Genomic DNA, 14,319 nt, shown 5'->3' with positions numbered 1-14,319 from the left:
CGCCCGCCGGTGATCCCGGCCAGTGGGCGGGTATCCGGTGGATCCGACCGTCCGGTGGGTTGCGTTACACCGGTTGGTCGCGAGCGGGCCGATCCCGGCGGGGGCGGGAAGGATGAGGACATGACGATGACCCACGCGGTGCCGGTGACCGTCGCCGTCGCCCGGCGGGCGGATCCGGCGCGCACCGACGAGATGGTGGCGTGGATCCGGGCCGGCACGGCGTTGGCCGAGAGCTTTCCCGGCTTTCTGGGCGCCGGCTTCGTTCAGCAGGCGCCGGGATCACCCGACTGGCACGTGATGTACCGCTTCGCCGACGACGCGACGCTGCGCCGGTGGGAGGAGTCCCCGCAGCGGCACTGGTGGCTCAGCTCGGCCCAGGGCATCGTCGAGCACACCGGGATCGAGCGGCGGACCGGCATCGAGGGCTGGTTCGACCGGCCGGTCGACCATGTGGTGGAGACGCTCGCGCCGACCGGCGGCGAGGCCGCCGCGGCACCCGCGCCGCCCCGGTGGAAGCAGGCGGTGACGATCTGGCTGGCGTTCTTCCCGTTGAGCCTCACCGCGACCCTGCTCACCGCCCGGTTCATCGCCAACGTGCCGTTGGGGGTGCGGACCCTGCTGATCACACTGTGCCTGACCCCGCTGATGACCTATCTGGTGCTGCCCCGGATCACCCGGGCCCTGCACTGGTGGCTGCACGGCCAGCGGGCCCCGTGGCGGGTTCGCGTACCACGCTGAATTTAACGACCGTTGTCAATGCCTGATAGTTGACAGGAGACGTCCCCCGCCACACCGCGCGCATAGGGTCACCGTGCCGTTGCTCTGTGCCACCGGACGGGGGACGTCATGCCTCGACGCTGGGTCGCCGCGCTCGCCTGCCTGGCGGCGCTGGTCGCGATCGCCTGTGACGGGGCCGACGCCTCCCCGCGACCCTCGGACTCCGCGCGCCCCGGCGCGCCGGCGGTGATGTCCGCGCTGGGCGACTCCATCACCACCGGGTTCGCCTCCTGCCTGGTGCTGGTCACCTGCGAACGCAACTCCTGGTCCACCGGGAACGGCGTGCGGGTGCGGAGCCACTACCGGCGGCTGCGAGAGCGCAACCCGGCACTGCGGGCGTACGACCGGGCGGCGCCGGGGGCCCGGGCGACCGCGCTGGCCGGGCAGGCCGGCGCGGCGGTCCGCGACAGGGCGGACTACGTCACGGTGCTGATCGGCGCCAATGACGCCTGCCACGGTGGCATCGACGCGATGACCCCGGTGGCCACCTTCCGCAACCAGGTCGACCGGGGCCTGCGGGTGCTGCGCAAGGGCCGTCCCAAGGCCCGGGTGCTGGTGGTCAGCATCCCCGACCTGTACCGGCTCTGGCAGGTCGGGCACACCGAACCCCGGGCGGTCCGGGCCTGGTCGTACGGCATCTGTCCGGCGCTGCTGGCCGACCCGACCTCGACGGCGCCCGCCGCGGTGGCCCGGCGAACCCGGTTCCGGCAGCGGATCGACGACTACAACGCGCAGCTGCGCGCGGCCTGCCGGGCGTACGGCTCCCGGTGCCGCTGGGACGGCGGGGCCGCGCACCGGCTGCGCTTCGGTCTGGACCTGGTGAACACCCTGGACTGGTTCCACCCGAACGCCTCCGGCCAGGACCGGCTGGCCGACGTGAGCTGGCCGGCCGCCGGCTGGTCGGACTGACCGGGGCCGGCCGGCCGGTCGCGGCCGGGCCGGCCGCCCCGGCGACCGGTCGTGCCGGGCCGCCCTCGTCCGGGCGGGTCCGGGGCGGACGGGTCAGGGGCGGCGCTGCCGGGGCAGGGCGTCCGGGCCGTGCCGGTACAGGGCGCGGGCCCGCCCGGCGAGGTCCGTCGTGGCCGAGGAGTTGGCCCAGGTGCCGAGCACGATCGCCGCGCCCGGGACGACCTTGGCGACGACCCGCTTCGCCGCCCGCATCCCGGCCATCTGGGCCAGCCGCACGCCGAGCTGGAGCATCACCCGGCCCAGCGGGCGCTCCCCGGCCATGCCGAACAGCGCCCCGGCGCGCTCCCGCCCGGCGGCCACCCCGAGGGCGAGCCGGGCGCTCTCGGCGACCTTGTGCACCCGCTGGAGCACCAGCAGGTCGGTGGCCCGGTCGGGATGCGTCGGATCGACCCCGTACGCCGCCGCGACGTGCAGCACCAGCCGGGCCTGCGTCCAGGCCAGCACGCCCACGTCGATCACCGCGCCGGGCAGCCCGGCCACGCCGGAGACCGCGCCGGAGAGCCGGGCCAGGCCGAGGAACCGGCGGACCGCCTGGTCGGCCAGCTCGTCAGCCGGCACGTCGGGGCGGGCCACCCGCTCCCGGGCGACCCACCGCGCCGCCTCCGGCCCGAGCCGCCGGACGGCCTCCAGGGCGAGGTGCTCCGGGGCGTACTGCGGGTCGTCGCGCATCCGGTCCCACAGCGTGGCCGGCGGCGCCTCGGGGGCGTCGGCCGGCGCGGTCGGCGGGACGGGGACGGGCGGCTCGCCGTCGACGGGCACGGAGTCGGTCACCTGGGCTCCCGGTGGTCGGGTCGCGGACGGGATCAGCGCCGGCGGCTGGACAGCCGGGCGGCGAGCTGCTTGAGCTTGCGCTGGTTCTCCGGCTTGCCCAGCTCCCGCCGACCCCGCTCGACGAGCTGCTGGCCGTGCGGCGAGCGCAGGAACGTGCGGATCCGTTGCACCAGTGACATGTCGTCCTCCTGTCGGCGGTCCCCCATCATGTGTACCCGGGACCGGCAATCCCCGGTACCCACACCGCCAACCGGCACGCCTTCCACTATGGGCCGCGCCAGCGGCCCGGTCAGCCGAGGATCGCGTCGACGACCCGCTCGGCCCGCCACTCGTGCTGGGCGTACGCCCAGGGGAAGGCGGAGACCTGTACGGCCTGAGCGGCATCGGTCAGCGCCATGTCCTGCCAGCCGGGGATCGTCTCCAGCGCGGAAAGGAACTGGCGGGTGGCGAACTTCGGGTCCATCAGGTCCTCCACCGACCCCCAGCCGCTGCTGGGGCGCTGCTGGAACAGCCCGACCGAGTCGTGGTCCCAGCCGATGGCCTGGTGCGGGTAGTTCTGCGACTCGGGCAGCACCCCGCTGGCGTAGTTGTAGAGGTTGCTCTCCTGCATCGCGGTGGCCACCGCGATGACCAGGCCGCGGCGCGGCACGCCCATGTCCCGGCCGGCCCGCACGATCGCCTTGGCGTTGTCCATCTGGTCCTCGTCCAGGCCGGCCACCGGCGCGATCCGCTTCGGCTTGGGCTTCGGCTTGGGCTTGGCGGCGGCCTTCTTCGTCGCCGAGGGGGCGACGTCCGGGTCGGCGGTCGACGCGCCCGGCGCGGGAGTCGGGCGGGCGGCGCCACGGGAGGCCGCGTCCGGGGTCGACCGCTGGGCGACCTCCGCCGGCTGGGCGGGCGTCCGGTCGCCGCCAACGGCGCCGGCTCCGACCTGGGAGAAGCCCACCAGGCCCAGGCAGCAGACCGCGCCGGTGGCGACCGCCAGCCGGGTCCGGCCGGGCCGGGGGGCGAGGGGGTTAGCGAGACCGCCGAGGCGGGTACGGAGGGAGCCGAGGATGGAGAGCCGGGAAGCGGGGGGCTCGGGAAGGCTGGTAGACCGTTCGGTGGAGGGGGTATCGTCCGAACGGTCAGCCGAACCGCCGAGGCCGTACTGGTCGTCGAGGGTGCCGTCGTCACGCATCCGACGAGGCTAGGCGGAGCGAGGCCCGGTCACCCAGCGTCACCGAGTGGCGCTTGCCACACTTGTGGCCGGCGGAACCGGACCGGCGGGATGGCCGCCACCCGGCCGGGGAGGATCTTCGCGGATCGGTCAAACCTCCGCCGGGCCACGAGTCGCGCCGACCCGGGGACGTAACACGCGTCCGGCGGACCCCTGCCCCATGAACAACTAACTCATCCTTTCGGCCCATACGCTTGCCACCCGTTCGGTGGTGACCGGAGCAAGATCAGCGTATTCGCCCCGATTTGATCATCCGGCGTGCCGCATTGTGATCATCCAGCGGCCGCCGAGCCGGGTCCTGCCGGAATGGATTGCGACGGCGGGTACGTTTCCCGAACCGGGTGCCGTGCGCGCACGGCCACCCGTACGCGCGTATCCAGGGAGGTCCCGACCGGTGCTCGACCCACACGAGCTCTACGAACTCACCGACGAGCTGCCCGAACTCGGTCAACCGGTGCTGATCCAGGCGCTCACCGGCTTCGTCGACGCCGGCAGCGCCGCCCGGCTGGCCCGCGAGCAGCTGCTCACCTCGCTGGAGGCGCGCCCGATCGCCCGGTTCGACGTCGACCAGCTCTTCGACTACCGCTCCCGCCGCCCGGTGATGACCTTCGTGGAGGACCACTGGGCCGACTACGACGCCCCGGCGCTGGAGCTGCACCTGCTGCACGACGACGACGAGACCCCCTTCCTGCTGCTCACCGGCCCCGAACCGGATGTGCAGTGGGAGCGGTTCGTGGCCGCGGTCGCCGGGCTGGCCAGCCGGCTGGACGTCCGGCTCACCGTGGGACTCAACTCCATCCCGATGGCGGTGCCGCACACCCGTCCCACCGGGGTCACCGCGCACGCCACCCGGCCGGCACTGATCGCCGGCTACGAGCCCTGGTTGCAGCGGGTGCAGGTGCCGGGCAGCGTGGGCCACCTGCTCGAATACCGCCTCGGTGAGCAGGGCCGCGACGCGCTCGGCTTCGCCGCGCACGTACCGCACTACGTCGCCCAGACCGAGTACCCGGCCGCGGCCGAGGCGCTGCTCGCATCGGTGTCCCGCAGCACCGGCCTGCTGCTGCCCCGCGACGGGCTGCGCGCGGCCGCCGAGGTGGTCCGGGTGGAGATCGACCGCCAGGTCGCCCAGACCGAGGAGGCGGCCACCCTGGTCCAGGCCCTGGAGGAGCAGTACGACGCCTTCGCCCGGGGTCGCGGCGAGAAGAACCTGCTCGCCCCCGAGACCGGGCCGCTGCCGACCGCCGACGAGCTCGGCGCCGAGCTGGAACGGTTCCTGGCCGAGCAGACCCGCCCGGGTGACACCCCGGGCGCCTGACCGCCGCGGGTGCCGCCCGGACCAGCCCCGCGGATGCGACACCCCGACGCGCTGAGCGGCGGGCCGGCGTGGGATGCGGCAGGCTAAGGGCATGCGCCTGGCGACGTGGAACGTCAACTCGGTGAAGGCCCGCCTGCCCCGGCTGCTCGACTGGCTGGCCACCACGAAGCCCGACGTCGTCTGCCTCCAGGAGACCAAGTGCCCCGACGGGGCCTTCCCGGTCACCGAGGTGGGCGCGCTGGGCTACGAGGTGGCCAGCCACAGCGACGGCCGATGGAACGGGGTGGCCGTGCTGTCCCGGGTCGGGCTGGCCGACGTGGCCGTCGGGTTTCCCGGCGAGCCGGGCTTCCCCGAGCCGGAGGCCCGGGCCATCTCGGCCACCTGTGACGGGTTGCGGGTCTGGTCGGTGTACGTGCCCAACGGCCGCGCGCCGGACGACCCGCACTACGCCTACAAGCTGGCCTGGTTCGCCGCGCTGCGCGACGCCCTCGAACCGGAGCTGACCACCGGGCTGCCCCTCGCGGTCTGCGGTGACTTCAACGTCGCGCCGACCGACGCCGACGTCTGGGACCCGGCGCTGTTCGTCGCCTCCACCCACGTCACCCCGGCCGAGCGGGCGGCCCTGGCCGCGCTGCGCGACCTCGGGCTCAGCGACGTGGTGCCCACCCCGATGAAGGGTCCGCACCCCTTCACCTACTGGGACTACCGGGCCGGGATGTTCCACCAGAACAAGGGCATGCGGATCGACCTGGTGTACGCCTCCGCGCCGTTCGCCCGCACCGTCCGCGCCGCGTACGTCGACCGGGAGGCCCGCAAGGGCAAGGGCCCCTCCGACCACGCCCCGATCGTGGTCGACGCCGATCTGGTGCCGACCGTCGAGCCGTTCTGAGTCGGGCGGCCCGGCCCGCGGGCGCGTGGTTAGGGTAAAGCCATGGCAGTCGTGAAGATCAACGCGATCGACGTTCCGCCCGGCGCCGGCGCGGAGCTGGAGAAGCGGTTCGCGGCCCGGGCCGGCGCGGTGGAGAACTCTCCCGGCTTCCTCGGCTTCGAGCTGCTCCGCCCGGTCGCCGGGGAGAACCGCTACTTCGTCTACACCCGGTGGGAGACCGAGGAGGCGTACCAGGCGTGGGCGGCGGGGCCGTCCCGGGCCGCGCACGCGGGCGGCGAGGGCGGCGAGCCGCGCCGGCCGGTCGCCAGCGGCGCGACGCTGCTGGAGTTCGAGGTGGTCCAGCAGGTGACCGGCAAGGGCTGAGCCCGCTCAGGGCCCCCGGGAGTCGACCAACGAGGCGAACGCGATCACGTTGTCCGCGTAGCCGGTCCCGCCACCCAGCCACTCCCCACCGCAGGTGATCAGGCGCAGGCCGGGCGGACCGTCGTCGCCGTACACCCGGTCGGCCGGCAGGTCGGCCTTGTCGAAGTGCTCGACCGTGTCGACCTTGAAGGTCACCACGCTCCGGTCCGACCGGGTCACCTCGATCCGGTCGCCGGGCTTGAGCTTGCCGAGGTCGTAGAAGACCGCCGGGCCGCGCTTGGTGTCCACGTGCCCGACGATGATCGCCCGGCCCGGCTCCCCCGGGGTCGGGCCCCGGTCGTACCAGCCGGTCTGGTGGTGTTTGGTCAGCGGCGGCACGTCGATCGAGCCGTCCTTCGCCTGCCCGACCGGGGTCACCGGCGCGCTGACCTTGATCGCCGGCACCGACAGGCGCACCGGGCGGCTCGCCGGCAGCCGGCCCGCCGGCTGCCCGTCGCTCGCCGCCGGGCGCGCGCCGTCGGCGGCCCAGTCGAACGGCCCGGCCGTGCGCCCGAGCCCCGCCCCGGTGGCGAATACCCCGACCAGGACCAGCACCACGGCCAGCGGCGCGGACCAGGGGCTGCGCCCCGTACGGCGGTCGCGCGGCGCCGGCCGGCTGGCCGGCTGCGGGGCGGGATGCGAGGTCGTCATGGTGCTCAGCGGCGGGCGGCGCCACGGATCGTGCGGGGCCGGCGCGCGGCCACCACGCCGACGGTCGCCCCGGCCAGGGTCAGGGCCAGCCCCACCGGCACCAACAGGCCGCCGAGGCCGATCCCGCCGGCCGTGCCGCCGAAGCCGGTCGCCGGGCCCCGGCTCGGCTCGACCCGCTTGACCACCTGGAGCATCGTCGAGGCGGTCTGCCCGCTCGGGCAGTCCAGCTTGACCCGGTAGTTGCCGGGCCGGGTGCGCTCCTTGACCATCGGCGAGGCGGTCAGCAGCCCGCGCTGCGGCTGCACCTGCACCCGGCCGAAGGCGTCCGAGACCACGGTGGCCGGCACCGAGTTGTCCCGGCAGCTCGCCCGGATGCCGACCAGGAAGCCGGGTTCCACGGTGCTCGGGGTGACCTCCACGAAGATCATGTCTTCCGGCCGCGGCTGTCCCGACCCCGGTTGGCCGGACGCCGGCCCGGCGACCGGCACCGGACCGGCCAGTGCGGGAACCGCCCCGACCAGCGGGGCGGCGAGCGCGGTGGCTGCGACCACCAGCGCCGCGTGGTGCGTGACTGACACCATGAGCCCTCCCGGCGCCGTAGGGCGGTACCGGGCAGCGGTCCGCCCGTCCTGCCGTACGGGATGAATCGTCTCACCCTCGGGCGTACATCACATCCGATACGCGGCAACCGTCGCGTACGCTCGGATCGCTGTGACCTCCACCCACCAGAATCCCGCCGCCGCACCGGCGCACGTCGCCCGGATCCGCACCTTCCACCCCCGCCGGGGCCGGATGAGCGACCGGCAGCGCGACGCGCTGACCCGGCTCTGGCCGGCGTACGGCCTGGAGATCGCCGACCTCGACGGGCCGTGCGATCCGGTGGCGCTGTTCGGCCGGCCGGCGCCCCTGGTGCTGGAGATCGGTTCCGGCATGGGCGACGCGACCGCCGCGATGGCAGCGGCCGACCCGGACCGACACTATCTGGCGGTTGAGGTGCACACGCCGGGCATCGCGAACCTCCTCGACCTGGTGCAACGGCACAGGCTGGACAACGTCCGGGTGGCCCGGGGCGACGCGCTGGATCTGGTCCGGGCACTGCCGCAGGGCTCACTGGACGCGGTGCACGCCTTCTTCCCCGACCCGTGGCCGAAGGCCCGGCACCACAAGCGGCGGCTGATCCAGCCGGCCCACGTGGCGCTGCTGCGCTCCCGGCTGGCCCCCGGCGGAACGCTGCACTGCGCCACCGACTGGGCCGAGTACGCCGAGTCGATGCGGGAGACGCTGATCGCCGACCCGGAACTGGTCGACCCGCACGACGGCTTCGCCCCCCGCCCCGCGCACCGCCCGGTCACGAAGTTCGAGCGCCGCGCCCTCACCGCCGACCGCCCCATCTTCGACCTGATCCACCACCGCCGCCCCTGACCCCTCCCCCACCCACCCGCCCTTTCCGAGAAGGCAGGGCTGTCCGGCGGGGAATAGCCACTCTTTCTCTGAAAGTGGGCGAGAGGGGGTGGACGGGTGCGGAGGCCGGTTGGCGCGGGGGCCCATGATCCGGGCACCATGGGGGGCGCTATGACGCTCACTGCCGCGCTGCCTCGACGCGCCGACCCCGACACCCTCTTCGACGCGTTCGCCGGCTGGGCGAAGGAGCGCGGCCTCGACCTCTACCCCCACCAGGAGGAGGCGGTCATCGAGATCGTCTCCGGCGCGAACGTGATCATGAACACGCCGACCGGCTCGGGCAAGAGCCTGGTCGCGATCGCCGCCCACTTCGCCGCCCTGGCCGACAGCCGGACCACCTTCTACACCGCGCCGATCAAGGCGCTGGTCTCGGAGAAGTTCTTCGCCCTCTGCGAGGTCTTCGGCGCCGAGAACGTCGGCATGCTCACCGGTGACGCCAGCGTCAACGCCGACGCCCCGATCATCTGCTGCACCGCGGAGATCCTGGCCAACCTGGCGCTGCGCGAGGGCGCCCTGGCCGACGTCGGCCAGGTGATCATGGACGAGTTCCACTTCTACGCCGAACCGGACCGGGGCTGGGCCTGGCAGGTGCCGATCATCGAGCTGCCGCAGGCGCAGTTCGTGCTGATGTCCGCCACGCTCGGCGACACCACCCGGTTCGTCGACGACCTGACCCGGCGTACCGGCCGGCCGACCGCCGTCGTCCGCTCGGCCGAGCGGCCGGTCCCGCTGCTGTTCTCGTACGCGATGACCCCGCTGCACGAGACCCTGGAGGAGCTGCTCCAGACCAAGCAGGCCCCGGTGTACGTCGTGCACTTCACCCAGGCCGCCGCGCTGGAACGCGCGCAGGCGCTGATGAGCGTCAACGTCTGCACCCGCGCCGAGAAAGACATGATCGCCCAGGCGATCGGGAACTTCCGGTTCACCTCCGGCTTCGGCAAGACCCTGTCCCGGCTGGTCCGGCACGGCATCGGCGTGCACCACGCCGGCATGCTGCCCAAGTACCGCCGCCTGGTGGAGACCCTCGCCCAGGCCGGATTGCTCAAGGTCATCTGCGGCACCGACACCCTGGGCGTCGGCATCAACGTGCCGATCCGCACCGTGCTCTTCACCGGCCTGTCCAAGTACGACGGGGTCCGCACCCGGCTGCTCAAGGCCCGCGAGTTCCACCAGATCGCCGGCCGGGCCGGCCGGGCCGGCTTCGACACCCTCGGCCGGGTCGTGGTGCAGGCCCCCGAGCACGTCATCGAGAACTTCAAGGCCCTCGCGAAGGCCGGCGACGACCCGAAGAAGCGCCGCAAGGTGGTCAAGAAGAAGCCGCCGGAGGGCTCGATCGGCTGGGGCGAGCCGACCTTCCAGCGCCTGGTCGAGGCCGAGCCGGAGCCGCTGACCTCCAGCTTCCAGGTCAGCCACTCGATGCTGCTCAACGTGATCGGCCGTCCCGGCGACGCGTTCGCCTCGATGCGGCACCTGCTCACCGACAACCACGAGGACGCCGCCGCCCAGCGCCGGCACATCCGCCGGGCCATCGCCATCTACCGTGCGCTCAAGGCCGGCGGGGTGGTCGAACAGCTCGCCGAGCCCGACGAGACCGGCCGGCGGGTCCGGCTCACCGTCGACCTCCAGCTCGACTTCGCCCTCAACCAGCCGCTCTCCCCCCTCGCCCTGGCGACGATCGAGCTGCTGGACCAGGAGTCCCCGTCCTACGCCCTGGACGTGCTCTCGGTGATCGAGTCGATCCTCGACGACCCGCGCCAGGTGCTCTCCGCGCAGCAGTTCAAGGCGCGCGGCGAGGCGGTCGCCGCGATGAAGGCCGAGGGCATCGAGTACGAGGCCCGCCTGGAGCTGCTCGACGAGGTGACCTGGCCCAAGCCCCTGGCGGAGCTGCTGGACGGCGCGTACGAGATGTACCGGCGGGGGCATCCCTGGGTCGCCGACCACCAGCTTTCCCCCAAGTCCGTCGTCCGGGACATGTACGAGCGGGCGATGACCTTCACCGAGTACGTCAGCTTCTACGGGCTGTCCCGCTCCGAGGGCCTGGTCCTGCGCTACCTCGCGGACGCGTACAAGACGCTGCGGCAGACCGTCCCGGAGGACGCCAAGACCGAGGAGCTGGTCGACCTCATCGAGTGGCTGGGCGAGCTGGTCCGCCAGGTCGACTCCAGCCTGATCGACGAGTGGGAGCGGCTGCGCAACCCGTCCGACGTCGCGGAGGTGGCCCAGGCCCACGCCGCCCTGGACGATCGGCCGCCGGCGGTCACCCGCAACGCCCGGGCCTTCCGGGTGCTGGTGCGCAACGCCCTCTTCCGCCGGGTCGAGCTGGCCGCGCTGCGCCGCTGGGACCTGCTCGGGGAGCTCGACGCGGCGGACGGCTGGGACGCCGACGCGTGGGCGGACGCGCTGGAGCCGTACTTCGAGTCGTACGACGGAATCGGGGTCGGCCCGGACGCGCGCGGGCCGGCGCTGCTCATGATCGAGCAGGGCCGGGAGCGGTGGACCGTGCGGCAGGTCCTGGACGACCCGGAGGGCGATCACGACTGGGGCATCAGCGCCGAGGTCGACCTGGCTGCCTCCGACGAGGTGGGCGCCGCGGTCATCCGGATCACCGACGTGGGCCAGCTGTAGATTTTCGCTTCGAGGGGCCGTCCGGTGCGTCCGGACGGCCCCTTTTGTTCCCTGGGCGATGTCAGACCTGTCGATTAGAATGTATGTACTAATCGAGTTCCTGACCTGGGAGGATGCTCGTGACCGCGCCCATCTCCACCCCCCTCACGCCGTACGCCACCCTCCTCGGCTTCACCCGGTACGTCGACCGCACCGGGCCGACCAAGGCCACCTTCGTCGGGGGCCTGCGCAAGCAGCGGGCCAGCCGCTCCGGCTTCAACCCGCACGGGCAGTTCGTCAAGGCGCTCAAGGCCGACATCGCGTTCCACACCGGCGGCACGCACCTCGCCCAGGTGGCCGATCTGGTCAAGCCCCGCTGGCGCCCGCTCTACCAGGCCCTCGTCCCCGGCGCGACGACCTGGCTGGAGTCGCTGGGCGAGCCGGCTGGCGTCGACCTCGCCCAGACCCGCGACGCCCTCGCCATGCTCGGTGACCTGCCCGTCAAGATCAACCCCCACTTCGGCGTCCGGTACCCCGACGGTCGCGCCGAGGCGGTCCGCCTGCACTTCGACGAGGCCCCGCCCAGCGAGGAGGCGGCCCTGGCCACCCTGCACCTGATGGCCCGGCACATGGACGCCGTCCTCCCGCACGCCGAACCGGTCCTGGTCGACGTCCGCCGCGGCACAACCCACCGCATGCCCGACACGGTCAAGCCCGACCAGGTCGAGCAGTGGCTGGCCGGCGAGGCCGCCGCCTTCCGCGCCATCTGGTCCACCGCCGCCTGACCCGCCGGTCCCGTCCGGGGCCGCTCCACCGCCGCCGCGACGACCAAGGGTGGGTGCACGGGTTCGGACGGGCCGCCGGGTCCACCGGCGCGTCCGGCCCGTACCGCGCCGGCGGGCGGAGCGGCCGCGTTCACGGCCGCGGGGCGAAGCGGGCGAGCGGATTGGCCAGGGTGCCGGCGAACTGCAACGCGGCCGACGGATCGGCCAGGTCGACCATCTGCTGGTTGTTGCGCAGTTGCAGCCGGTTCAGGCAGGAGAGCGGGAACTCCGCGGCGAACAGGTCGTGCCGGCGCACCCGGTCGGCCAGTTGCGGGACGCTGTCGTGGTAGTCCGACGCGCACTCGGCCACGGTGCGCCAGAACGTCTCCTCGGCGAGGACGCCCTCGGTGACCAGGATGGCGTTGAGATGGCGGAGGAAGCAGTCCAGGACATCGGTGAAGATCGACAGGATCTTCTCCTCGTCCGGGACGGCGACCCGGATCCGGCGCACCGGCGGGGGCAGGTCGGCGTCCGGGTCGAGCACCGCGATCTCCTCCGCGATGTCCTTGAAGATCACCCGTTCCACCACTCCGGCGTGCAGGACGAGGATGACGTTCTCCCCGTGCGGCATGAAGACCAGGTCGTACGCGTAGAGGCTGTGCAGCAGCGGGACGAGGTAGGCGTCGAGGTAGCGGCGCAGCCAGACCGCCGGCGCGAGCCCGGACTCGGCGATCAGCACGCCGGCGACCGAGCGGCCCGCGCGGTCGACGTGCAGCAGCGAGGCCATGGTGGCCGGTCGCCGGCCCGGCTCCAGCCCGGCGACCGGGCTCTCCCGCCAGAGCGCGGCGAGCATCCTGCGGTACGGGGAGTACCGGTCGGTCGCGGCCTCGTACTGTCGGTGGCGGTAGCCGATCGCGGCCCGCTCCCGGATGATCGACAGCCCGGCCCGCCGGAACACCGGATCGCCGGCCACCAGGCCGGCGAGCCAGTCGTTGATGGCCGGGGTGTGCTCCATGTACGCGGCGGAGAGCCCGCGCATGAAGCCCATGTTGAGCACCGACAGGGCCGTCTTCACGTAGTGCCTGGTCGGGGCGGTGACGTTGAAGAAGGTCCGGATCGACTGCTGGGCCAGGTACTCGTCCGGTCCCTCGCCCAGCGGCACCAGGCGGCGCCGGGCGACCTCGCCGGCGAAGGTGACCGCCAGCTTGTTCCACCACTGCCACGGGTGCACCGGCAGGAGCAGGTAGTCCGCCGGGTCCAGACCGAGCCCGGTGAGCGTCCCGGCGAAGCCGGCGAGCACCTCGTCGCCCAGCTCGGCCCGGACGAGGGTGTCGTAGTCCAGGTCCGCGGCGCAGGTGAAGGTGGTGTGGTCGCGGTGGGCGGCCAGCCAGACCAGCCGGACCGGCCGGGCGTAGCGGTGGTACTCGTGCACCCCGAAACCGAGCCGGCCGTTGTTCGCCACGAAGCACGGGTGGCCCTCGGTCATCTGGGTCTCGATGACCTGGAAGTCCGCCCGGACCAGGTCGGCCGCGGGCAGCTCCGGCCGGCCGAGCTTGTACGCGGCGCCGGCCAGCGTGGCGGTGATCTCCTCCAGGTAGACCGGCAGGACCGCGTCGGTGAGCCCGAGCGCGCCACGCAGCTCGAGGCAGAGGTCCACGGCGTCCAGCGGCAGCTCCCGCCTACCCGCGTGCCGGGTGATGCTGGCCGGGTCGATCTGCCAGTGGGCCAGGGCCAGCACCCGGGCGGCGAAGCGGTACTCCACCGTGCCGTCGTCGCCGCGCACCAGGTAGCGGTCCGCGCCCACCGGCTCGGGGGTGATCAGTCGTTCGTGGGCGAACTCCGCGAGCGCCTTGCGGACCAGCAGTCGGTTGGCCTCGGCCCAGTGCCGCGGGGTCAGGTGGTCCACGGACGCGGCGGGGTCCACGGGGGCGGCGGGGTTCACGCGGGTACGGCTCCTTCGGTGGCGGTCTGGAACTTCTCGCGGGTGCAGACGCTGAGCAGGGCCGTCTTCTCGGGCAGGGTGATCGGGCCGACGACGGTGAAGCCGACGGCCGCGTTGAGCGCGTGCACCGCGGTGTTGCGCACGTCGGGTTCGACGACCACCCGGCGGGTGGCGGGGTCGGCGAAGAGCCACGCCATGACCGTGGTGAGCACCGCCCGGGTGAAGCCGGACACGGGGGTGTCGGTGGGCGCGCAGAGGAAATGCATGCCCACGTCGCCGTCGACAGCGGCGTACCGGCCGACGAGCTCGACGTGGGCCGGGTCGTACCGCTCGGCGAGGAAGGCCGGCCACCCCCGCCACGAACCGAGGTACGCGTCGTGGTGCGGGTGCGCGGCGATCCGCCGGTACTCCCGCGCCACCGCGGCCTCGTCGGCGTCCTGCATCAGCCAGAACGCGGCCTTGGGATCGGTGACCCAGCCGCGCAGCAGCGCCGCGTCGCCGTCCGGGTCGAGGGTACGCAGGGCGAACTCGCCGAGCCGGTCGTCCACCCGGCGGTAC

At 73.5% G+C, this 14,319-nt stretch carries 15 protein-coding genes; 8 read left to right on the top strand and 7 right to left on the bottom strand.

Going from position 1 to position 14,319, the window contains the following annotated elements; genetic code table 11:
* The first annotated feature begins 120 nt into the window (after positions 1-120).
* Both I8N68_RS11450 and I8N68_RS11445 read left to right on the top strand, forming a co-directional pair.
* Positions 121-738, top strand: coding sequence for a putative antibiotic biosynthesis monooxygenase (locus I8N68_RS11450; protein WP_200209895.1), 618 nt, complete (start codon positions 121-123; stop codon positions 736-738).
* 108 nt (positions 739-846) lie between these two features.
* Complete coding sequence (locus tag I8N68_RS11445; RefSeq protein ID WP_200209894.1) at positions 847-1,686, top strand: GDSL-type esterase/lipase family protein; 840 nt, start codon at positions 847-849, stop codon at positions 1,684-1,686.
* Between the two features lie 93 nt (positions 1,687-1,779).
* On the opposite strand, the gene I8N68_RS11440 is transcribed toward I8N68_RS11445, so the two are convergent.
* The 3 genes from I8N68_RS11440 to I8N68_RS11430 all read right to left on the bottom strand — a co-directional run bounded on the left by I8N68_RS11440 (position 1,780) and on the right by I8N68_RS11430 (position 3,694).
* Positions 1,780-2,517 (bottom strand): EcsC family protein, encoded by a 738-nt coding sequence (locus I8N68_RS11440; protein ID WP_200209893.1) that lies wholly within the window; start codon positions 2,515-2,517, stop codon positions 1,780-1,782.
* 32 nt (positions 2,518-2,549) lie between these two features.
* Positions 2,550-2,696, bottom strand: a complete 147-nt coding sequence (locus I8N68_RS11435; RefSeq protein WP_200209892.1) for a hypothetical protein — start codon at positions 2,694-2,696, stop codon at positions 2,550-2,552.
* Positions 2,697-2,806: 110 nt separating this feature from the next.
* The gene (locus I8N68_RS11430; RefSeq protein WP_200209891.1) at positions 2,807-3,694 is read right to left on the bottom strand and encodes a peptidase M23; all 888 of its coding nucleotides are present in this window, start codon (positions 3,692-3,694) and stop codon (positions 2,807-2,809) included.
* Positions 3,695-4,127: 433 nt separating this feature from the next.
* Between I8N68_RS11430 and I8N68_RS11425 the strand changes: the two genes are divergently transcribed.
* The 3 genes from I8N68_RS11425 to I8N68_RS11415 all read left to right on the top strand — a co-directional run bounded on the left by I8N68_RS11425 (position 4,128) and on the right by I8N68_RS11415 (position 6,300).
* Positions 4,128-5,048, top strand: a complete 921-nt coding sequence (locus I8N68_RS11425) for a proteasome assembly chaperone family protein (RefSeq protein ID WP_200209890.1) — start codon at positions 4,128-4,130, stop codon at positions 5,046-5,048.
* Between the two features lie 91 nt (positions 5,049-5,139).
* Entirely contained in the window at positions 5,140-5,937 is a 798-nt protein-coding gene (locus tag I8N68_RS11420) for an exodeoxyribonuclease III (RefSeq protein ID WP_200209889.1), read from the top strand.
* A gap of 42 nt (positions 5,938-5,979) precedes the next feature.
* Positions 5,980-6,300, top strand: a complete 321-nt coding sequence (locus I8N68_RS11415) for an antibiotic biosynthesis monooxygenase family protein (RefSeq protein WP_200209888.1) — start codon at positions 5,980-5,982, stop codon at positions 6,298-6,300.
* 6 nt (positions 6,301-6,306) lie between these two features.
* Here I8N68_RS11415 and I8N68_RS11410 read toward each other — a convergent pair whose 3' ends face one another.
* Together I8N68_RS11410 and I8N68_RS11405 are read right to left on the bottom strand one after the other, a co-directional pair.
* Positions 6,307-6,990: a class F sortase gene (locus I8N68_RS11410; protein WP_200209887.1), complete on the bottom strand. Its 684-nt coding sequence runs from the start codon at positions 6,988-6,990 to the stop codon at positions 6,307-6,309.
* A 5-nt stretch (positions 6,991-6,995) separates the two neighbouring features.
* Positions 6,996-7,571: a hypothetical protein gene (locus I8N68_RS11405; protein WP_200209886.1), complete on the bottom strand. Its 576-nt coding sequence runs from the start codon at positions 7,569-7,571 to the stop codon at positions 6,996-6,998.
* Positions 7,572-7,782: 211 nt separating this feature from the next.
* Here I8N68_RS11405 and trmB point away from each other — a divergent pair, with 211 nt between their 5' ends.
* From trmB to I8N68_RS11390, 3 genes are all read left to right on the top strand, one after another.
* Entirely contained in the window at positions 7,783-8,412 is a 630-nt protein-coding gene (gene trmB, locus I8N68_RS11400) for a tRNA (guanosine(46)-N7)-methyltransferase TrmB (protein WP_234039477.1), read from the top strand.
* 150 nt (positions 8,413-8,562) lie between these two features.
* Positions 8,563-11,076, top strand: a complete 2,514-nt coding sequence (locus I8N68_RS11395; RefSeq protein ID WP_200209884.1) for a DEAD/DEAH box helicase — start codon at positions 8,563-8,565, stop codon at positions 11,074-11,076.
* A gap of 119 nt (positions 11,077-11,195) precedes the next feature.
* Positions 11,196-11,840, top strand: coding sequence for a hypothetical protein (locus tag I8N68_RS11390; protein ID WP_200209883.1), 645 nt, complete (start codon positions 11,196-11,198; stop codon positions 11,838-11,840).
* Between the two features lie 130 nt (positions 11,841-11,970).
* Here I8N68_RS11390 and I8N68_RS11385 read toward each other — a convergent pair whose 3' ends face one another.
* Both I8N68_RS11385 and I8N68_RS11380 read right to left on the bottom strand, forming a co-directional pair.
* Positions 11,971-13,743 carry an IucA/IucC family protein gene (locus I8N68_RS11385; RefSeq protein ID WP_200210100.1) on the bottom strand — a complete coding sequence of 591 codons (1,773 nt, stop codon included), beginning with the start codon at positions 13,741-13,743 and terminating at the stop codon, positions 11,971-11,973.
* A gap of 14 nt (positions 13,744-13,757) precedes the next feature.
* Positions 13,758-14,309, bottom strand: coding sequence for a GNAT family N-acetyltransferase (locus tag I8N68_RS11380; protein ID WP_307812783.1), 552 nt, complete (start codon positions 14,307-14,309; stop codon positions 13,758-13,760).
* Positions 14,310-14,319 lie beyond the last annotated feature (10 nt).

Source organism: Micromonospora coerulea, from assembly GCF_016598485.1.
Taxonomy (GTDB): Bacteria; Actinomycetota; Actinomycetes; order Mycobacteriales; family Micromonosporaceae; genus Micromonospora; species Micromonospora coerulea.
The sequence above is the reverse complement of the archived record's forward strand: the minus strand, read 5'-3'. Positions and strand labels throughout refer to the sequence as shown.